Genomic DNA, 18,860 nt, shown 5'->3' with positions numbered 1-18,860 from the left:
GTTTACCTGCCGCTAGTGGCGCACACCCTCGTCATCGTTGAGAGCCCCACGAAGGCCAAGACCATCCGTGGCTTTCTTCCCAAGGGATTCAAGGTCGAAGCCTCCATGGGGCATGTCCGCGACCTTCCCAACAACGCCAGCGAGATTCCGGCATCCGCCAAGGGGCAGAAATGGGCCAACCTCGGTGTGAACACCGACGCGGATTTCGAGCCGCTGTACGTGGTCCCGAAGGACAAGAAGAAGACGGTTCGCGAACTCAAGGACGCCCTGAAGGGTGCTGATCAGTTGCTCCTGGCGACTGACGAAGACCGGGAAGGCGAAAGCATCAGTTGGCACCTCCTCCAGCTGCTGGCGCCGAAGGTGCCGGTGAAGCGCATGGTGTTTCACGAGATCACCAAGGAGGCCATCGGCAAGGCCCTGGATCAGACCCGCGACCTGGACATGGAGCTGGTCCATGCCCAGGAAACCCGGCGGATTTTGGATCGCCTTGTGGGGTACACCCTGTCCCCTCTCCTCTGGAAAAAGGTGGCCTGGGGACTCTCCGCCGGGCGGGTGCAGTCCGTTGCGGTTCGGCTCCTGGTTCAACGGGAACGGGCCCGCCGCGCCTTCCGCAGCGGCAGTTACTGGGACCTCAAGGCCCAGCTTGAGCAGTCGGGCAGTGCCTTTGAGGCCAAGCTGACCTATGTGGGTGGCCAGCGGATCGCCACCGGTAACGACTTCGACGAGAGCACCGGCGGGCTCAAGGCGGGCAGTGCCGTGCGGCTGCTCAGCGAGAGCGAGGCCAAGGCGTTGGCTGAATCCGTGCGAACCAGCGCCTGGACTGTGGATGCGGTGGAGGAGAAGCCCACCGTGCGCAAGCCGGTGCCTCCCTTCATCACCAGCACCCTCCAACAGGAGGCGAATCGCAAGCTGCGCCTCTCAGCCCGGGAAACCATGCGCTGTGCCCAGGGGCTCTACGAACGCGGTTTTATCACCTACATGCGGACCGACTCGGTTCACTTGTCGGATCAGGCGATCAACGCATCCCGCAACTGCGTGGAGAGCCTTTACGGCAAGGAGTATCTGAGCAAAGGGCCGCGGCAGTTCAGCACCAAAGCCCGCAATGCCCAGGAGGCCCATGAAGCGATTCGTCCATCCGGCGAAAGCTTCCGAACCCCCGGTGAGACCGGTCTGGATGGACGAGATCTGGCGGTGTATGAGCTGATCTGGAAGCGCACCGTGGCCAGCCAGATGGCTGAAGCCAGGCTTACGATGCTCTCGGTGGATCTCAGCTCAGGCGAGGCTAGATTCCGAGCCAGCGGCAAGCGCATCGACTTCCCCGGTTTCTTTCGCGCCTACGTGGAAGGCAGTGATGATCCCGATGCGGCCCTTGAGGGTCAGGAAGTGTTGCTGCCGGCGTTGAGCGTTGGCGATGCACCGGAGCCGAAGACCGTTGAGCCCCTTGGCCATCAGACCCAGCCGCCGGCACGGTTCAGCGAGGCATCGCTGGTGAAGATGCTGGAAAAGGAGGGCATCGGCCGGCCGTCGACCTACGCCTCGATCATTGGAACGATCGTGGATCGCGGCTACGCCACGCTGTTGGGCAACGCCCTGACCCCCAGCTTCACCGCCTTTGCTGTGACGGCGTTGCTCGAGGAGCATTTCCCTGAACTGGTGGACACCAGCTTCACCGCTCGAATGGAGAACACCCTCGATGAGATCTCCCACGGCAAGGTGCAGTGGTTGCCTTACCTGGAGGGCTTCTTCAAGGGTGATGAAGGCCTGGAAAACCAGGTGCAGCAACGGGAAGGGGATATTGACCCCGGTGCATCCCGCACCATCGATCTGGAGGGCTTGTCCTCCGTGGTTCGCATCGGCCGCTTTGGCGCCTACCTGGAGGCCAAACGGGTCAGCGACGACGGTGAGGAAGAGCTGATCAAGGCCACCTTGCCCCGGGAGATCACTCCGGCTGATCTGGATGAAGAGCAGGCCGAACTGATCCTCAAACAGAAGGCCGACGGCCCCGAAGCCATCGGTGAGGATCCGGAAACGGGGGATTTGGTCTACCTGCTCTTCGGCCAGTACGGGCCTTATGTGCAGCGGGGCCAGGTGAGTGATGAGAACCCCAAGCCCAAACGTGCCTCTCTGCCCAAGGGGCAGAAGCCGGAGGATCTCACCCTGGAGGATGCCCTCGGATTGCTCCGCTTGCCTCGTCTTCTCGGCGAACATCCTGATGGTGGGCGCATTCAGGCGGGGCTGGGCCGCTTTGGCCCGTACGTCGTCTGGGACAAGGGCAAGGGCGAAAAGGATTACCGATCGCTCAAGGGGGATGACGATGTTCTGGCGGTGGGGCTGAGCCGTGCCCTTGAGCTGCTGGCCATGCCCAAAAGGGGTCGGGGTGGACGCACCGCCCTCAAGGACCTCGGTAAGCCGGAGGGCAGTGATGAAACGATTCAGGTCTATGACGGTCCTTACGGCCTGTATGTCAAACAGGGCAAGGTGAATGCCTCGCTGCCGGAAGGCAAGGGCGCTGACGATGTGACCCTTGAAGAAGCGGTGGAACTGCTTGCCGCCAAGGCAGCATCGAAGAAGCGCGGTCGTAAAACCGCCGCGAAAAAAACAGCTGCCAAGAAACCAGCCGCCAAGAAACCAGCGGCCAAGAAACCCCCCGCCACCACCAAGACCGGTCGGCTCAGAGCCAGTGCGGTGCGGGTGATCAAGCCGGCTGACAACTGATGGCCCGTCTGCTTTGGCTGCTGCCTGTGGGGCTTCTGCAGGCCTGTGCCGGCACACCGGTCGCTGAACAGTTGGAACGCTCCTTCGCGGTGCCTGAAGCCAGGCCGGCCCAGGCAGCTGCGCCCGCACCGGTTGTGAAGACCAGCCCAGCAGTTGTCAGCCCATCGGTTGCCAGCCCTACTGCTGAGGGCCTCTCAACGCCGGCGGCCGAGGCTGTTTCCCTGCCTGAGGCAACGGATGCTCCTGATCCCGTTCCACAGCCAAAACCGCGGACGGTGTCATCCCAACGTCTGCCCCAGGCGCCCTACCGGATCACCATTCGTTTGGCCGGAGCCGACCCTGCCGCTCCTGCTGAAGCCGTCACCCGCGCCCTGCGTGAGGCGGATGTTGGCTTTGCGGTGGAACGGATTGAGCGGGTTGAACCATGACCGACGCGACCCCCCGGTTGAGCCGCCAGCAGGCTCTGAGGCTGGTTGAGGGGGCATATCTCGCGGCAGCGACTGGGCTGATCTGGTTGGCTCTGTACTACATGCCGGTGGGTGGTGCGCTGTTCCGTCTGGCCCTTCCCTTGCCCCTGATCCTGCTGCAGTTGCGTCGTGGCAACCGTTCCGGTGCAGAGGGTCTGCTGCTCTCTGTGCTGCTGCTCACCGCCTTGATGGGGCCTTTGCGTGGACCGCTGCTGCTGTTTCCCTACGGCCTTTTGTCGCTCTGGCTGGGCTGGAGCTGGTGCCGGGGGATCAGCTGGTGGCTGAGCTGGTCGGGGGGCGTTGTTCTTGGAACGGCAGGGTTTTTGGTGCGAGTTCTGGTGCTTTCATTGCTCGTGGGAGAAAACCTCTGGGTAGTGATCACCCGGGCCGGTTCCGCTCTGCTCGAGCGCTTGATAGCGGTACTGCATCTGCCGATCACACCGGATCTCACCCAGGTGCAGTTGATGGCGTTGCTGTTGGTGGTGGTTCAGGAGGTCATCTATGTGCTGTCTCTTCATGCTTTGGCCTACTGGATCTTTCCCCGCCTGAAATCACCGATTCCGGAGCCCCCGAGGCTGCTGCATGGACTCATTGCCCTCGATCCCCTCTGAAGCCTCGGTGTTGCCTGAGGGCTGCCAGCAGCTGGGAGGTCTCGGTGCACGAACGTTGGACGCAGCGGCACTTCGTCCCTGGACCTCCAACGATCAACCGCTGGATCTTTTGCTCGTTCTGGCGGCCACACAAACGGCTGAGCATGAAGGAATTTCAGCCGCTGGCTCCACCGTGGCTTCGCGGCGCTACACCGCCCTGGCTGATGCGGAGCTACTGATTCACGGGCCGGCGCGGCAGCGCCGTTGGCCTCTGCCGCCTCTGCCCGCTGGCGTCTCCCCCGCCCTGCTCAGCCATGTCGCGGCGCGACGCTTGAAGTTGAGGCCGCAGGTGGCGGCCCTCGGCTTGGCTCAGAAACCCGATTTTCCTCACCTGCACATCGAGCCCCTGGACCAAGGCCCCTCGGCCTGCCTGTCCAGTGGTGCGGCGATGCCATTGCCGCGGGTGCAGCATTTGTGGCGACAGGGAGAGCTGCTGGGGCGGGGGTTGCAACGCCCCTTGGTGGTGGCGGAGTGTGTTCCAGGGGGCACCACAACCGCTCAAGCGGTGTTGACGGCCCTCGGCGTGGAGGTTGCCCATCTGATCAGCGGTAGTGCTCTTCATCCGCCGCAGCAACTCAAGAAAGATCTCGTTGTCCGAGGGCTTCAGCGGGCCTCGCTTGGTGCGCATCCTTCGGCCGAGCAGATCCTGGCCGCTGTTGGTGACCCTTTTCAGGCCTTCACTGCAGGGGTGTTGGTGGGTGCGGTGTCCGCGGGACAACCGTTGTTGCTGGGGGGCGGTTGCCAGATGCTGGCTGTTCTGGCCTTGGCGATGCAGGCTTTGCCCACCCTTCAGCGGGACCAGCTGGCGGCCCAGGTGCTGATTGGCACCACCGGTTGGCTCGCCGATGAGGCTGCGGATGGTGCAGGTCAGTCCCCCTTCGGCGGGCTGGTGGATGCCACTGCGGGCCACCTGGCTGCTGCCCTCTCCGTTCTGGCCTGCGGCGTGCGTTTTCACAGCAGCACCCATCAACCCTTACGTGACTACGAACGGGGCTATGTGAAAGAAGGGGTGGGGGCCGGCGCTCTTTTGCTGCTCGCCCAGTTGCGTGGATGCTCGTGTGCCGATCTGGTGCTGGATTGTGAGCACGCCCTGGAGCAGCTGCTCAGCCGCCCCGTAACGTCAAGCCCATGAACGTCTGGAGAGAGCGGTTGGGTCCCCTGCGCCGGCGCCAAGTGCTCCAGATGATCGGGGCGACGGGAACCGTGCTGCTGGCGGGCTGTCGTCCGGCGACATCCGTGCCAACCCTGATGGCTCCGGCTGGGGTTTTGCCGAAAGCGTGGGCTGATGCCTTGCCCAAGCCCTGGAGCCTGACGTTGGCTCCAGCCCAGCAGGACTGGAGGCCGGCGGATCAGGCGCGTGCCGATGTGTTGGTGATCGGTGATGGATGGCTTGATGCCCATCCAGCGGACACGCTCCAGCCCATTGCCTCTGAACCGCTCCTGAGCCAGTTGGATGGTCAGGCCAAGGCTCTGCTGGCCAGCCTCGGTGCTCTTCAGGATCGGGTGTTGCCGCTGGCCGTCAGTCCCTGGGTGATGCTGCTGCGGGATGACGCGGCCATGACCCAGGAGGGGTGGCCCCTGTTGCTGGATTCCGCCATGGCAGGGCGTGTGGTGCTTCCCGCCAGCCCCCGCTTGGTCATGAGCCTGGCGGACCATTTGGGAGGAGGCCAGGCTTTGCCTGCGCTGCGTCGCCAGGCCCTCACCTATGACGACCGTCAAGCCACCAACTGGTTGCTTAAGGGTGAGGCCAAGGTGGTGGTTCTTCCCCTGAGCCGCTGCATCGCTCTGTTGGGGCGTGATCCCCGTCTTCGGGCGATCCTGCCTGCCTCCGGCGCCCCCTTGCACTGGACTGTTCTGCTTAGGCCGGAGGCCAGTCGTGAACCGGTTCCCCAGCGCTGGGTCGAGCAGGGATGGCGGGATCCCCTGCGTCGCCGCTTGGTGCAGCAGGGATGGCGGGCTCCGATTGCATCGCCAGGGCTGATGGTGGACCAGAACGCCCTATCGGCGCGTCTGCGGCCTCTGCTCTTTCCGTCCGCAGACACCTGGTCGCGCTGCTGGTCGCTGCCACCGCTGTTGCCCGAAGACCGGAGCGCCCTGGAAGAGCGCTGGCGTGATTCAGCTCCAGAGCCGCCGTCGCGGTGAAGCCTTCAAGCGTTGGTGGGTGTCCGCCAGCAGATCAGGAATGGGCAAGTGATGCGGGCAACGGGGAAGGCACTCCCCACAGCGTTCACAGGCGGAGGCGTCGTGCTCTTCCCACCAGTGACCAGCACGGCCGATGAGGTTGTAGCGCTCCTGCGCAAATTCGGTGAGCCCATGGCCAATGGCCAGATTGCGCAGCCGCAAGAGTTCGGGGATCGGAACCTCGTTCGGACAGGGAAGGCAGGCCTGGCACTGCTTGCAATGCTCCTGGCCAAGCCGTTCCTGCTGCCGCCGCTCTGCCGTGACCAGAGCCTGTTGCTCGGCCTGGCTGAGGGGCCCATCCCCCTGCGCCAGGGTTGCGGCGAGTTGAAGATCCCCTGCAGCTGCGGCGCCAACGGTCAGGGTGCTGATGCCCTGTGCCAGCAGGAACCGGTAGGCCAGCTCGAGGGGGGCAAAGGGGGTGCAGTCCTCCATCAGTGTTGGGCTGGGGGCCTGGAGGCGACCACCTTTGTCGGCAGGAGAGATCGCCATCACTCCGAGGCCGTGCGCCAGGGCCCAACGGGCCAGGGGCAGGCGCTGGGGATCCAGCCAATGCAGGTGCAGGCTGCAGAACCTGAAGCGCTGGCTGCGCAGCGCCCGATCGATCAGCGGGTTGCTGCCATGGCTGCTGAAGCCCACCTGGCTGACGCGGCCACTGCTGACGGCCCAGTCCAGAAGCTTGGCTCCATCGCCCACCAGGGCCCAGTTCAGATGCTCCTCCCGGTTGAGGCCATGGACCGCGAGGTTGTCGAGCTGTGGACAGCCCAGCCGCTCCAGAATCTGATCAAGGCGGCGTTGTCCTTCCTCGAAGCTCAGCCCTGGCAGCAGTTTGCTGGTGATCACCCAGTGATCAGACCCTGTGCGGGTGTTCTGGCGAAGGGCCTCTCCCAGAAAACGTTCCGCAGGTCCGTAGGCCGGGGCGGTTTCCAGATGATTGATCCCAGCTGCCGCTGCCGCGTCAAGCACCTCGGCCATCTGGGCCGCCGAGTTCAGGGCACGCATCGTGCCGAGGGTGAACAGGCTGACGGGGCGGCCGCTGCCGAAGGCGCGGGTGTTCACTCCTCCGAGGGCGTCTCGCTGTCTTGGTTGCGCAGATGGCGCACCAAGGCCGCAGGGCTGAGGTCGTCGACGAAACGGCTGAAGGCACTTTGATCTTCCGCATCCGCCTCCGCATCCACCGGTATCGAGGCTTCCACCACCACCTCTTCCAGCATCCAGATGCCGCTGCCCGTGCGGATCGCCAGCGCAATGGCGTCGCTGGGTCGGGCATCCACTTCAATCAGTTCCAGCACTTCGTTTTCAGCCAACTCGGCTTCGTCCAGATCGGGTCGCAGCTTCAATACCGCATGAAAGGTGCTGTCCTCAATCGCGTGGACGATCACGCGTTCCAGTTCGAGCCCCCCAGCCACCAACAGTGCTGCCATCAGGTCATGGCTGAGGGGGCGTGGTGGTTCTCCCCCCTGCAGTCCGGCCATGATGTTGTGGGCTTGCGCCTGATCGATCCAGATCGGCACCTGACGGCGGCCACTGGGATCCCTCAGCAGCACCATGGGTGTGCGGCTGGCGGCATCGAGGGCAATTCCGGCGACGCTCATTTCGACCATGTCGGCGGCGCGGCTCTATCCGATTATGGCCAGAGAGCTGCTGCGGGCGATGTTCACGGGGCTGGTGCAGTCAGTTGGAAGGATCGAGCGTCGTGCCGGGGCGGTGGTGGTTTGGGGCTGCGCTCCTTTTGCCCCGTTGGCCCTTGGCGACAGCGTTGCTGTGGATGGCGTTTGCCTCACGGCAGCAGAGCTGATCGCGGATGGTTTCCGCGCCGATGTGAGTGAGGAAACCCTGCGCCGCACCACGTTGGGACGCAAAGCGGACCGTGGTGGTGCGGTGAACCTCGAGCCAGCGCTTCGACTGAGCGACCGCCTTGGAGGTCATCTGGTGAGCGGTCATGTGGATGCGACTGGAGAAGTCACCTGCGTGGAGACCCTCCCCCACTCCTGGGCCCTGTCGCTCCGCTGGTCGGATCCCCGATTCGGCCGTTATGTCTGTGAGAAGGCCAGCATCGCGGTGGATGGGATCAGCCTCACGGTGGCTGACTGTTCAGCCGATGGAACGACATTCAGTCTCGCCGTCATCCCCCACACCTGGGAGGCTACGACCCTGAAACACCTGGCTGTCGGGGACACCGTGAACCTGGAGGCCGATCAACTGGCCCGTTACGCCGAGCGGCTGATGCATGCCGCCGCTGCCGATGACGGAAACACCGATGGCCAAGACAAGACCGAGAATCTTTCAGCCAGCTGGCTGGCGGCTCACGGCTGGTCTTGATCCATCTGCTGCAGAACGATCATTCCGGAGTCCCGCTGCAGCTCGATCTTGAACTCCTGGCCGGGTTCCAGGCCGAGCCGACGGGTGTAAGCGTGGCCGATCAGCAGGTTGCCGTTGCCATGCACACGGGTTCGGAATTCGGCCTGGCGACCTCGGCTTCCGCCTGAGGAACTGCTGCTGCTTTTCGGCAATTGCCATCCCTGGGCCGCCGCTTTGGCCTCCACCAGAGCCCGATAGAAACTCTTTTTCAGCAGTCGTCCGCTGGGGCCGACGTAGCCGCAGCCGCGGGCGATGTCATCTTCCGGCCGATTACTGAGCGATCTGGCCTTGTCCAGCAGTTCCTTGCCGACCAGCATTTCAGGAATTAATTCAACTGAATTCTGGCCACGCTCGCCAATCAAGGCAAGGGATCAGAGCAGATAAAGGATCACGAAAAGAATCACCCAGATCCCATCAACAAAGTGCCAGTACAACTCCGCTGCTTCCAGGGGGAAGTGGTCGGCTGCAGTCACACGGCCCTGCGGCTGCCTCGCCTGCCACCAGACGATCAGGATCATTAGGGCGCCGAGGGTCACGTGGAGACCATGAAATCCCGTGGCGGCGAAGAAGGTGCTGGCGTAAAGGTTGTCGGTGAGACCGAAGGGGAGTGTGAAGTACTCCACCATCTGGCTCACCAGAAAGGCCATGCCGAGGCCTGCGGTGATCAGCAGCCAGCGTCGACAGCGGCCGTGGTCGTCCTGTCGGATCGCCTGGCCGGCCCGGTGGAAGGTGGCACTGCTCACCAGGAGCAGAACGGTGTTGAGGATGGGCAGGGGGAGCTCCAGTTCATAGATGGCTCCATCCGGTAAGGGATTGACCGCTTTGAAGGTGAGGTAGGCCGCAAAGAAGCCGGCGAAGGTCATGGCGTCCGCCACAAGAAATGTGGCCAGGCCGAACATGCGGTGATCGGGATGCTCGGCATGCTCCCCGTGGCTGTGGTTCTGATCCTTCGTTGGAACTGTGGTGGTCATTTGCCGCTGCTCCAGAGATCACGACCGCTGGTTGCCGTCAGGTCCAGCTCGTCCGGTGGGACGCCGTAGCCGTAGGGCTCTTCCACCAGAGGGGCCTCACCAATCCAGTTTTCGACCGGTGGCGGAGAACTGGTCAGCCATTCGGGCGTGAGTGCTTTCCAGGGGTTGTCGCCTGCGACAGGACCGCTGAGGGCGCTGTGGATCACATTCCAGAGGAAAGGCAGGGTGCTGATGGCCATCAGCAGGGCTCCGACGGAGCTGATCTGATTGATCAGGGTGAATTGGGGGTCGTATTCAGCAACGCGTCGCGGCATCCCATTGAGGCCCAGCCAGTGCTGGGGGCCGAAGCACAGGTTGAAGCCGATGAACGTGAGGGCACAGTGCAGGCGGCCGAGATCTTCATTGAGCATCCGGCCGGTGAACTTGGGATACCAGTGGTAGATCGAGGCGAAGATCACGAACACCGATCCACCGAAGACGATGTAGTGGAAGTGCGCGACGACGAAGTAGGTGTCGTGCACATGAATGTCGAACGGCACCTGCGCCAGGGCGACCCCTGTGATGCCTCCGAGCACGAAGTTCACGATGAAACCGCAGGAAAACAGCATGGCGCTGTTGAGGCTGATGCGGCCGCCCCAGAGTGTTGCCAACCAGTTGAAGAATTTGATGCCGGTGGGAACGGCGATGAATGCGGTTGCAATGGTGAAGAACAGGCGCATCCAGGGAGGTGTGCCGCTGGTGAACATGTGGTGCGCCCACACAATCAGGCCCAACACAACGATGGCCATGATCGAATACACCATCGTCACGTAGCCGAACAGCGGCTTGCGGGCATGAACCGGCAGGATTTCGCTCACCAAGCCGAAGGCCGGCAAGACCATGATGTAAACGGCTGGGTGCGAATAAAACCAGAACAGATGCTGGTAAACCACCACGTTTCCCCCAAGGGTGGGGTTGAAGAAGCCTGTATGGGCAACGATGTCGAAACTCAGCAACACCAACGTTCCCGCCAGAACCGGTGTTGAGAGAACCACAAGAATGCTGGTGCCCAGCATCGCCCAGCAATACATGGGGAGCTGCATTAGTTTCAAACCGGGGCGACGCAGTTTGAGAATGGTGGCGATGAAGTTGATGCCTCCGAAGATCGAACTTCCGCCCAGGAGCAGCACGCTCAAGATCCAGATGATTTGGCCAGTTGCTGGTGTGGTGATGCTCAGAGGTGGATAGGCCGTCCAGCCCGATTGCGCTGCCCCCGTGAGGAAATAGCTGGTGATCAGCATCAAGCCGGCTGGAGGGATCAGCCAGAACGCCACGGCATTCAGGCGCGGGAAGGCCATGTCCCTTGCACCCACATAAAAGGGGATCAAATAGTTCCCAAAAGCACCATTCACCACGGGGACTATCCAGAGAAAGATCATCACTGTGCCGTGGAGCGTCAGCACCTGGTTGTAGACATCACGTGCCATGAAGTCGGACACGGGACTGGTGAGTTCCGTGCGAATGGCACCGGCTAGGGCGCCGCCAATCAGATAAAAAACAAAGCCGCAGACGAGGTATTGCAGCCCGATCACCTTGTGATCAACGCTGAAGCTGAAATACCGCAACCAGCCGCTGGGTTGAAGCCGTGGAGGGCTGGATGATTCCGGGGGCAAACTGATGGTCATCTCAGGCGTTCGCGATGGTGAGGGTTTCGTCTTCAGGTGCGGCTTTGGCGTTGTCCCTGTACCAGCTGTCCCAGTCCTCCGGGCTTTCCACCACAACGGTGGAGCGCATTCCACCGTGGTAGGGCCCACAGAGTTCGGCGCACACGATCGGATAACGGCCGGTGCGTGTGGGTGTGAAACTCAGCTGGGTTGGTTGGCCGGGAATGACGTCCTGCTTCAAGCGAAATTCAGGCACCCAGAATGCGTGAATCACATCTTTGGCTTCCATCCGCAGAGTGATCGGTCGATCGGCTGGCACATGAAGTTCACCTGATGTGATGTCTCCCTCTGGGTAATGAAAGAGGAAGGCAAATTGCATAGCTGTCACTTCAACGGGTAAAGCATTTGTTGCGGCTGCTGATTCAATCGAGCCTGAACTGATGCCTCCCCAGATCTGTTCGTCGTGGGCTCCGCCCATGTGGTCATGGGCCAGAGGCACCATGCCACCCATCCGGTCGTAAATGTCGTAGCTGTATAGACCAACAAACAGCACCACAACAGCAGGAACAGCTGTCCAGAAAATTTCAAGTGGCAGGTTTCCTTCGATGGCAAGGCCGTCGCCGAGCTGGCCGCTGCGTCGCCGAAAGCGAATCAGGCTGAACACGAGAAGGCCAACGATTCCGATAAACAGAATGCTGCCAATCGTGAATAGAACCTTAAAAAGCTCGTCGTAAATCGGCGCGTTGGCGCTCGCATCGATGGGGAGAAGGTTGATGTTCTGGCCGATCCATAGGCCGCCCAGAGCAAGGACCATCCCGATCACCAACGTGAGAATGGCGGATGGGATCTGCACCTGATCAATCCCAGGTTTTCAACAGCGTATGGGCGTGGCTGCGGTTCTCCATGAAGTGATTGTTAAGGCCTTATTTCTGTCAGGAAAAGGGGATGATTTTTCCGCATTTGTGTTGCAGACGTCCACACAGCGTGACTTCATCTTCTGCATCGCTACGGTCCAAGCAATCCCTTTTTGGGTGCATCGGATGGAGCTTGTTCGATGATGCTTTCCTCAATGTCGACATTGCGTCGACGTCTTGGGTTGTTGTCGGCTCATCTTGTGGTTGCCGTGATCGCTTTGGTGGTGATCGGTGGAGCAACCCGGGTGATGGAAGCTGGCTTGGCCTGCCCGGACTGGCCCCTCTGCTTCGGCTCGTTTTTGCCGGGTCGCCAGATGAATGTTCAGGTGTTCCTTGAGTGGTTTCACCGCCTTGATGCCTTCGTCATCGGCATTGCCCTGGTGGTGATGGCTGTGGCGACGACGCTTCAGCGCCGCCAACTGCCGCGATGGCTGCCCTGGCTGGCCGTTGGTCTGATGGTTTTGGTGGCGATGCAGGGCGGTTTGGGTGCGCTGACGGTGACCCAGTTGCTGCCCTCCGCTGTGGTGACAGCCCACCTGGCTCTCGCGCTCACCCTCTTGGCGCTCCTGAGTGGGCTGACCCAACGCTTGCTTCATCCCGCTGCTGCCGTCGCTCCGCTCTGGTGGCGCATCGGGGCATCGCTTGGTCTGTTGTCGGTCTTTGTGCAGTGCCTGCTCGGTGGTCGCATGGCCACCGCATGGGCAGGGCAGCGATGCCTTGCTGGAGGAGAGGCCTGCCAGCTGGTGCTGTCCCATCGCCTGACGGCGATGCCGGTGGTCGTTGTTGTGCTCGGCTTCGCCGGGGCAGCCGTGCTGGCGGGTGGTTGGACTCGTCAGCAGTGGCCCTGGCTTGGTGGGGCCGTGCTTTTGGTGCTGGTTCAGGTGGCCCTAGGCGTTCTCACCCTTCGTCTTGGTTTGTCCCAGCCGGCAGTGACGGTGGCGCATCAACTCGTGGCTGCACTGCTGATCGCTCTGCTGGCGGCGCTTCTGTTTCGCTCTCCGAACCTCCCCTCACCGTCCCGTTCCGTCGTCCTCGACGACACCTCGTTGGAGGCCTGTCATGGCTGAAATGACTGCAACCGTTCGTCCGACCCGTGAGGAGGTCGTTCCCTCCCGCAAGCGGGTGAAACTTCCGGCCTGGCTGGAAGTTGCCAAGCCCCGCCTGATCCCTTTGCTGCTGGCCACCACCCTGGGTGGAATGGCTCTCAGTGAAGGCTGGCCGCTCTCATCGCCTCGGCTCGTCTGCACCCTGGGGGGAGGGGCGCTTGCCTCCGCTGCTGCAGGGGTTCTGAACTGCTTGTGGGAGCAGGATCTCGATGGCCGGATGGCCCGCACCAGCAGTCGCGCACTCCCTTCCGGTCGGCTGTCGCCCACCAGTGCATTCATCGGCGCCATCGCCTGCACCCTCGCGGCGGCGATGCTTCTCGTAAGCGGTGTGAACTGTCTCGCTGCTGGGTTGTCCCTGCTCGGCCTCTGCAGTTACGTGCTGCTCTACACAGCCTTGCTCAAGCCGCGGACGTCCCAGAACATCGTCATCGGTGGGGTCGCCGGGGCCATTCCGCCCCTGGTTGGGGCGGCGGCCGCCACGGGCCATGTTGGCCTCGGGGGCTGGTGGCTGTTCGCTTTGGTGATGGTCTGGACGCCAGCCCATTTCTGGGCTTTGGCCCTCCTGTTGCGCGAGGACTATCGCGCTGTCGGGATCCCGATGCTGCCCGTGGTGAAGGGTCCTGTGGTGACGGCGCGGGCGATCAAGACCTACGGCTGGATCACTGTTCTGCTCAGCGGTTTGGGCGTGTTTGCTTTGCCTTCAGGTGGCGCTTTCTATGGCGTGATGCTGCTGCCCTACAACGGCCGATTGCTGCAGCTCGTCGATCGGCTGTCCCTGGATCCCGACAGTCTTGTGAATGCCAAGGCCCTGTTTCGTTGGTCGATCCTTTATTTGTTTGGTCTCTGCCTGCTTCTCATTCTCAGCCGGACGGATTTGGCCTCAGGCTTTGCTCACCAGGTGATGCAACTTCTCTCACTACCAACGGCGGTGCAATGAGCACTCTCTAGATTCCCTGAATTGGCCGAGCAAGTCCCTGACGGTGCCTGATGGCGTTGATTGAACTGCGCAAGATCTCCAAGGCCTACGGCTCGGTACCGGCTCTGCGTGAGCTTGATCTCACCGTTCCTGAAGGATGCCTGTATGGGCTGCTTGGCCCGAACGGTGCCGGCAAAACAACGGCCATGCGCATTCTGGCCACTCTGCTCGCCCCCGACAGCGGCTCAGTGGTTGTTGGGGGTGTTGACGGTTTGGTGCAGCCACGTGAAGTGCGCCAGCTCATGGGTTATGTGGCCCAGGAGGTGGCCATCGACAAGATCCTGAGTGGCCGGGAACTGCTGCAATTGCAAGGTGATCTTTACCACCTGCCGCGGAACGATCGCGACAGCCGCATCGCCGATTTGATTGACCGCCTCGCGATGGGCGATTGGATTGACCGCCGCTGCGGCACCTATTCCGGCGGCATGAGGCGGCGTCTGGATCTAGCGGCCGGTCTGTTGCACCGCCCTCAGTTGCTCGTGCTCGATGAACCCACCGTGGGACTGGATATCGAGAGCCGCAGTGCCATCTGGCAGCTGCTGCGTCAGCTGGTTGATGAGGGCACCACTGTTCTGCTGAGCAGTCACTACCTCGAAGAAGTGGAGGCTCTGGCGGATCAGTTGGCGATCATCGACGCCGGCCGTGTGATTGCCGAAGGCAGCCCTGACCAGCTCAAACAACGGCTGGGGGGTGATCGCGTGACTCTGCGAATCCGAGAGTTCAGCAATGCCGATGAGGCGACCCAGGTGCGTGCCCTTCTCGAACCCTTGGATGGGGTGCATCAGGTGGTGGTGAACCGCTCCCAGGGCTTTTCCCTCAACCTGGTGATTGAGGGAGGGGCCGTGATCGATCAGCTGCGTCAGACCCTCGAGGCTGCAGGTTTGCCTGTGTTTGCCCTGGCCCAGAGTCGTCCAAGTCTGGATGATGTCTACCTTCAGGCCACAGGACGCACCCTGGTGGACGCTGAACTGGCCATCGCAGGCCAGCGCGACGTCAAACAGGAAAAGCGTCAATCCATGCGTTGAGTGCCAACGATGACTTCCCCAGCAGCATCTGTTGCTTTCCACCAGCAGCAATCCGGAGCCCTCGCCGAGCTCAGCCAGGAAACGTTGGCCCTCACCCGGCGCTTGTTTCTTCAGTTGATGCGTCGCCCTTCAACCTTGATCGCAGGGGTTCTGCAACCCCTGATCTGGTTGATTCTCTTCGGTGCACTGTTCGCCAATGCCCCTGAGGGGCTGTTGCCAGGAGGCATGAGCTACGGCCGTTTTCTTGGTGCTGGAGTGATTGTCTTCACAGCCTTCAGCGGTGCTTTGAATGCCGGCCTGCCGGTGATGTTTGATCGCGAATTCGGTTTCCTCAATCGGCTGCTGGTGGCACCGCTGCGAAGCCGCAGTTCCATCGTGCTGGCGTCGGTGATCTACATCACGGCGCTGAGCCTTTTGCAGAGTCTGGCGATCATGGGCACGGCAGCAGTGCTCGGTTACGGATGGCCCGGCATCAGCGGCCTCGCCCTGGTGCTGGTGACGTTGCTGCTTCTGGTTTTTGCTGTGACGGGCCTCAGCCTTGGACTGGCCTTCGCTTTGCCGGGGCACATCGAGTTAATCGCTGTGATCTTTGTGGCCAACTTGCCATTGCTGTTTGCCAGCACGGCCTTGGCCCCGTTGTCATTCATGCCCACCTGGCTGGGCTGGCTTGCGGCCTTGAATCCCCTTACCTTCGCGATAGAACCCATTCGAGCGGCTTACCAGGGTCCTCTGGACCTTTCGGCTGTTCTGCTGGAGGCCCCCTATGGGGATGTCACCGGCACCAGTTGCCTGCTGATCCTTCTGTTCCTCACCATCGGGCTGTTTCTTGCGATTCGCCCTCTGCTCAACCGCAAACTTTCCTGAATCCGTGCTCTCTTCTCCTTTCCAGCAGCCATCACCTCGACAGAACGCTCTGGCCCAACAGATCGAGGAGGCCCGAAACTCAGGTGATCAGGCCTTGCTCGCGGGTCTGATCAGTCAGTGGGTTCACCGTTACGGCTTTGACGGAGCAGCTGAGCTTGATCTGAGTTTGCCGGAACCTTCAGCTTCGAAGCATGGGTTCAGTTCCGCGCCGATGCCTGTCGCGGAGGAGGAGATTGCTCCTGAAGACGACGTTTTGGTTGAGAACGAGGTGGATGGTCAAGTCGAAGTGGTTGCGGAGGACGAGGTGGTCGTTGAAGAAGAGGAGCAGATTGCGGCTGAAGACGACGTGTTGATTGAGAGCGAGGTGATGCAGAACGGGGTGGTTGCTGAAGAAGAACCGATCGTCGAAGAGGACGAGAGTGCAGCTGAAGAAAAGCCGCTTCAACGCAGCTTTGCGGCGGCACCTGTGCCTGCCCCGCCGATCAGCACGCCCCGTTCGCTGCGGCGTTGGCTTCCCCGCCGGGAGGATGACGCTTTCCCCAAGGCGTCCTGAACAGCATGATTCCCAACCCTGAATCCCTGGATCAGGGCCTGATCGTTTCGGTGCAGGCCCCCCAGGGTTCGCCGATGCGCGATCCCGATGTGATCGCAGCCATGGCGGATTCAGCCCTGCGCAATGGTGCTGTGGGTGTGCGCTTGGAAAGCCCTGAACACATCGGTGCTGTGCGTCGGCGCTGTCCGGATGCCTTGATCATCGGCCTCTGGAAATGCACGTTCCCGGACAGCTCTGTGTACATCACCCCTGGCTGGAAAGAAATTCAGGCGGTGTGGTCTGCGGGGGCCGATGTGATCGCGATTGATGCCACAGCCCGTCCGCGGTCTGCAGGGCAGGACCTGGCCGCGTTGATCCAGCGCAGCCGTGATGAGCTGAGAGCTCCGCTGATGGCTGATGTGGATTCGCTCGAGAATGGTCTGCGCGCAGCCGAGCTGGGCTGTGACTGGGTTGGGACCACGCTCTACGGCTACACAGAAGACACGGCACAGCAGCGCCCCCCTGCGTTTGATCTGCTCCCCCCACTTCGCGCTGAACTTCCCAGCTCGGTTCGTCTGATCTGTGAGGGGGGGATTGCCTCTCCAGCGGATGCACGGTTGGCATTGCAGGCCGGAGCCGACACCGTTGTGGTGGGGACGGCGATCACCGGAGTGGACCTCCAGGTGATCGCCTATCGCCAGGGAATGATCAGCTGATCACATCATCCCGGGCATGCCCATGCCGCCCATTCCGGGCATGCCCATGCCACCCATTCCGCCCATGCCACCCATGGGGTCTCCGTCTCCGGCGGGAGCTGGTGCAGGGGGTTCCGGTTTGTCGGCAATCACAACCTCGGTGGTGATCAGGAGAGAAGCGATCGAAATCGAATCCTGCACGGCCAAGCGCACCACCTTGGCGGCATCAACGATGCCAGCAGCCATCAGGTCTTCATAGGCGCCACTGAGGGCATTGAATCCCTGGCCGCTGTTGCGCATGCCCGCGATCACAACATCACCGTTCTGACCGGCATTGGTGGCGATCTGATGAATCGGCGCCGTCAGTGCCCGCTGCACGATCTCAACGCCGGTGCGCTGGTCGCCGTTCAGCGATGAAGCCAGGGCGTCCAGGCTGTCGGAGAGTTGCAGCAACGTGCTGCCGCCTCCGGCAACGATGCCCTCCTCGACGGCGGCACGGGTGGCATTCAGGGCATCCTCGATCCGCAGTTTGCGGTTCTTCAGTTCCGTTTCCGTCGGTGCACCGACCTTGATCACAGCCACGCCGCCGGCCAGCTTGGCAATCCGCTCCTGGAGCTTTTCGCGGTCGTATTCGGATTCGGTGGCCTCCAGTTCACGTCGGATCGCGCCGACGCGCTCGCTCACCGCCTGGCGATGGTCGTCGGTGGCGACGATCGTGGTGCTCTCCTTGCTGATGGTGACACGGCGCGCCTTGCCGAGATCCTCGAGGGTCACTTTGTCGAGGGTCATCGCCTTGTCTTCGCTGATCAGCGTTCCGCCCGTGAGGATGGCGATATCGGCGAGGGCTGCCTTGCGGCGTTCGCCAAAGGAGGGTGCCCGAACAGCGGCCACCTGCAGAACCCCACGGCTCTTATTCATCACCAGGGTGGCGAGGGCTTCGCCTTCCACTTCCTCAGACAGGATGAGCAGGGGGGAACCGCTCTTCTGAACGGTTTCCAGAACGGGGACCAGATCAGTGATCGTGCTGATCTTGCGATCCGTCAGAAGGATCAGGGGGTTTTCAAATTCACAGACCTGACGGTCGGCATCCGTCACGAAGTAGGGGGAGCTGTAGCCCCGGTCGAAGGCCATGCCCTCGGTGATTTCCAGTTCCGTTGCCAGAGACTTCGATTCCTCAACCGTGATCACCCCATCGGTGCTCACCTTGTCCATCGCCTCAGCGATCATCCGACCGACTTCGTCGTCACCCCCGGAGCTCACCGTGGCCACCTGACGAATGGCATCGCCGGCCACGGCCTGGCTCCGCTCGCCCAGTCCAGCCACGACCTGTGCAGCGGCCTTCTCCATGCCTCGGCGGAGTTCCACAGGGCTTGCGCCAGCAGCGGTGTTGCGCAGACCTTCCCGCACCATGGCCTGAGCCAACACAGTTGCGGTCGTGGTGCCGTCACCGGCCTTGTCCTTGGTCTTTGAGGACACCTGCTGCATCAGCTTGGCGCCAAGGTTTTCGAACGGGTCGTCCAGTTCGATTTCACGGGCGATCGAGTCGCCGTCATTGACGATGTCGGGTGCGCCGAATTTCTTCTCGAGCACAACGTTGCGACCGCGGGGGCCGATCGTGACGCGCACCGCATCGGCGAGTGCATCAACACCCCGCTCAAGGGCGCTGCGGGATTCGTCAGAGAAGGAAAGGAGTTTGGCCATAGTCGCGGGCACGCCGTTGGTCACTGTCCCACAGCGATGTGGCCCTCGTGGAGAGGCGTTGT

19 protein-coding genes are annotated in these 18,860 nt (G+C 62.0%); 12 read left to right on the top strand and 7 right to left on the bottom strand.

All coding sequences use genetic code 11. The features are described from left to right. The first annotated feature begins 15 nt into the window (after positions 1-15). The 5 genes from topA to DXY33_RS06305 are packed head-to-tail and all read left to right on the top strand — an operon-like array spanning position 16 to position 5,974. Complete coding sequence (gene topA, locus DXY33_RS06325; RefSeq protein ID WP_115132184.1) at positions 16-2,715, top strand: type I DNA topoisomerase; 2,700 nt, start codon at positions 16-18, stop codon at positions 2,713-2,715. Beyond that, complete coding sequence (locus DXY33_RS06320) at positions 2,715-3,143, top strand: hypothetical protein (RefSeq protein ID WP_115132183.1); 429 nt, start codon at positions 2,715-2,717, stop codon at positions 3,141-3,143. Before topA ends, DXY33_RS06320 begins: the two co-directional genes overlap by 1 nt. Continuing rightward, positions 3,140-3,793 (top strand): DUF2232 domain-containing protein, encoded by a 654-nt coding sequence (locus tag DXY33_RS06315; protein WP_115132182.1) that lies wholly within the window; start codon positions 3,140-3,142, stop codon positions 3,791-3,793. The genes DXY33_RS06320 and DXY33_RS06315 overlap by 4 nt, the downstream gene beginning before the upstream one ends. Next, positions 3,765-4,964 (top strand): nicotinate-nucleotide--dimethylbenzimidazole phosphoribosyltransferase, encoded by a 1,200-nt coding sequence (locus tag DXY33_RS06310; protein ID WP_115132181.1) that lies wholly within the window; start codon positions 3,765-3,767, stop codon positions 4,962-4,964. Before DXY33_RS06315 ends, DXY33_RS06310 begins: the two co-directional genes overlap by 29 nt. Next, positions 4,961-5,974 (top strand): substrate-binding domain-containing protein, encoded by a 1,014-nt coding sequence (locus DXY33_RS06305; protein ID WP_115132180.1) that lies wholly within the window; start codon positions 4,961-4,963, stop codon positions 5,972-5,974. Before DXY33_RS06310 ends, DXY33_RS06305 begins: the two co-directional genes overlap by 4 nt. Here the strand turns inward: DXY33_RS06305 and DXY33_RS06300 are convergent. After that, positions 5,948-7,069, bottom strand: coding sequence for an aldo/keto reductase (locus DXY33_RS06300; protein ID WP_115132179.1), 1,122 nt, complete (start codon positions 7,067-7,069; stop codon positions 5,948-5,950). The two genes, DXY33_RS06305 and DXY33_RS06300, sit on opposite strands and share 27 nt — an antisense overlap. Further along, positions 7,066-7,614 carry a bifunctional nuclease family protein gene (locus DXY33_RS06295; protein WP_115132178.1) on the bottom strand — a complete coding sequence of 183 codons (549 nt, stop codon included), beginning with the start codon at positions 7,612-7,614 and terminating at the stop codon, positions 7,066-7,068. The genes DXY33_RS06300 and DXY33_RS06295 overlap by 4 nt, the downstream gene beginning before the upstream one ends. Before the next feature lie 49 nt (positions 7,615-7,663). On the opposite strand from DXY33_RS06295, the gene DXY33_RS06290 reads away from it, so the two are divergent. After that, complete coding sequence (locus DXY33_RS06290; protein ID WP_115132268.1) at positions 7,664-8,332, top strand: riboflavin synthase; 669 nt, start codon at positions 7,664-7,666, stop codon at positions 8,330-8,332. Here DXY33_RS06290 and DXY33_RS06285 read toward each other — a convergent pair. From DXY33_RS06285 to DXY33_RS06270, 4 genes are read right to left on the bottom strand one after another with little or no spacing between them, the layout of a single operon-like run. Then, complete coding sequence (locus tag DXY33_RS06285) at positions 8,317-8,688, bottom strand: AbrB-like transcriptional regulator (protein WP_011363609.1); 372 nt, start codon at positions 8,686-8,688, stop codon at positions 8,317-8,319. The genes DXY33_RS06290 and DXY33_RS06285 overlap by 16 nt on opposite strands. 54 nt (positions 8,689-8,742) lie before the next feature. After that, positions 8,743-9,342 carry a cytochrome c oxidase subunit 3 gene (locus DXY33_RS06280; protein WP_115132177.1) on the bottom strand — a complete coding sequence of 200 codons (600 nt, stop codon included), beginning with the start codon at positions 9,340-9,342 and terminating at the stop codon, positions 8,743-8,745. After that, the gene (gene ctaD, locus DXY33_RS06275; RefSeq protein WP_115132176.1) at positions 9,339-11,006 is read right to left on the bottom strand and encodes a cytochrome c oxidase subunit I; all 1,668 of its coding nucleotides are present in this window, start codon (positions 11,004-11,006) and stop codon (positions 9,339-9,341) included. Before ctaD ends, DXY33_RS06280 begins: the two co-directional genes overlap by 4 nt. A 1-nt stretch (position 11,007) precedes the next feature. Continuing rightward, a complete protein-coding gene (locus tag DXY33_RS06270; protein ID WP_115132175.1) occupies positions 11,008-11,838 on the bottom strand; it encodes a cytochrome c oxidase subunit II in 831 nt (276 codons plus the stop codon). 201 nt (positions 11,839-12,039) lie between these two features. On the opposite strand from DXY33_RS06270, the gene DXY33_RS06265 reads away from it, so the two are divergent. Genes DXY33_RS06265 through DXY33_RS06240 form a run of 6 tightly spaced genes read left to right on the top strand, consistent with a single transcriptional unit; the run spans position 12,040 to position 17,118 of the window. Next, on the top strand, positions 12,040-12,966 hold the full coding sequence (locus DXY33_RS06265; RefSeq protein ID WP_115132174.1) for a COX15/CtaA family protein: 927 nt from the start codon (positions 12,040-12,042) through the stop codon (positions 12,964-12,966). Next, on the top strand, positions 12,959-13,942 hold the full coding sequence (locus tag DXY33_RS06260) for a heme o synthase (protein WP_115132173.1): 984 nt from the start codon (positions 12,959-12,961) through the stop codon (positions 13,940-13,942). Before DXY33_RS06265 ends, DXY33_RS06260 begins: the two co-directional genes overlap by 8 nt. Positions 13,943-13,992: 50 nt before the next feature. After that, entirely contained in the window at positions 13,993-15,006 is a 1,014-nt protein-coding gene (locus tag DXY33_RS06255; protein ID WP_115132172.1) for an ATP-binding cassette domain-containing protein, read from the top strand. A gap of 9 nt (positions 15,007-15,015) precedes the next feature. Then, a complete protein-coding gene (locus tag DXY33_RS06250; protein WP_115132171.1) occupies positions 15,016-15,870 on the top strand; it encodes an ABC transporter permease in 855 nt (284 codons plus the stop codon). Between the two features lie 4 nt (positions 15,871-15,874). Beyond that, positions 15,875-16,423, top strand: coding sequence for a hypothetical protein (locus tag DXY33_RS06245; RefSeq protein ID WP_115132170.1), 549 nt, complete (start codon positions 15,875-15,877; stop codon positions 16,421-16,423). 5 nt (positions 16,424-16,428) lie between these two features. Beyond that, entirely contained in the window at positions 16,429-17,118 is a 690-nt protein-coding gene (locus tag DXY33_RS06240) for an N-acetylmannosamine-6-phosphate 2-epimerase (protein WP_115132169.1), read from the top strand. On the opposite strand, the gene groL is transcribed toward DXY33_RS06240, so the two are convergent. Beyond that, entirely contained in the window at positions 17,119-18,798 is a 1,680-nt protein-coding gene (gene groL / locus DXY33_RS06235) for a chaperonin GroEL (protein WP_115132168.1), read from the bottom strand. Positions 18,799-18,860 lie beyond the last annotated feature (62 nt).

Source organism: Synechococcus sp. N26 (assembly GCF_900473975.1).
Taxonomy (GTDB): domain Bacteria; phylum Cyanobacteriota; class Cyanobacteriia; order PCC-6307; family Cyanobiaceae; genus Parasynechococcus.
Note: the sequence above shows the minus strand (reverse complement) of the source record. Positions and strands in the feature narration are given on the sequence as shown.

Coding starts and splice junctions, on each gene's coding strand:
- DXY33_RS06290 (WP_115132268.1), top strand. CDS start 7,664: ATGTTCACGGGGCTGGTGCAGTCAGTTGGAAGGATCGAGCGTCGTGCC.
- DXY33_RS06305 (WP_115132180.1), top strand. CDS start 4,961: ATGAACGTCTGGAGAGAGCGGTTGGGTCCCCTGCGCCGGCGCCAAGTG.
- DXY33_RS06320 (WP_115132183.1), top strand. CDS start 2,715: ATGGCCCGTCTGCTTTGGCTGCTGCCTGTGGGGCTTCTGCAGGCCTGT.
- DXY33_RS06295 (WP_115132178.1), bottom strand. CDS start 7,614: ATGGTCGAAATGAGCGTCGCCGGAATTGCCCTCGATGCCGCCAGCCGC.
- DXY33_RS06255 (WP_115132172.1), top strand. CDS start 13,993: ATGGCGTTGATTGAACTGCGCAAGATCTCCAAGGCCTACGGCTCGGTA.
- DXY33_RS06285 (WP_011363609.1), bottom strand. CDS start 8,688: ATGCTGGTCGGCAAGGAACTGCTGGACAAGGCCAGATCGCTCAGTAAT.
- DXY33_RS06260 (WP_115132173.1), top strand. CDS start 12,959: ATGGCTGAAATGACTGCAACCGTTCGTCCGACCCGTGAGGAGGTCGTT.
- DXY33_RS06315 (WP_115132182.1), top strand. CDS start 3,140: ATGACCGACGCGACCCCCCGGTTGAGCCGCCAGCAGGCTCTGAGGCTG.
- DXY33_RS06265 (WP_115132174.1), top strand. CDS start 12,040: ATGATGCTTTCCTCAATGTCGACATTGCGTCGACGTCTTGGGTTGTTG.
- DXY33_RS06250 (WP_115132171.1), top strand. CDS start 15,016: ATGACTTCCCCAGCAGCATCTGTTGCTTTCCACCAGCAGCAATCCGGA.
- ctaD (WP_115132176.1), bottom strand. CDS start 11,006: ATGACCATCAGTTTGCCCCCGGAATCATCCAGCCCTCCACGGCTTCAA.
- groL (WP_115132168.1), bottom strand. CDS start 18,798: ATGGCCAAACTCCTTTCCTTCTCTGACGAATCCCGCAGCGCCCTTGAG.
- DXY33_RS06240 (WP_115132169.1), top strand. CDS start 16,429: ATGATTCCCAACCCTGAATCCCTGGATCAGGGCCTGATCGTTTCGGTG.
- DXY33_RS06310 (WP_115132181.1), top strand. CDS start 3,765: ATGGACTCATTGCCCTCGATCCCCTCTGAAGCCTCGGTGTTGCCTGAG.
- DXY33_RS06280 (WP_115132177.1), bottom strand. CDS start 9,342: ATGACCACCACAGTTCCAACGAAGGATCAGAACCACAGCCACGGGGAG.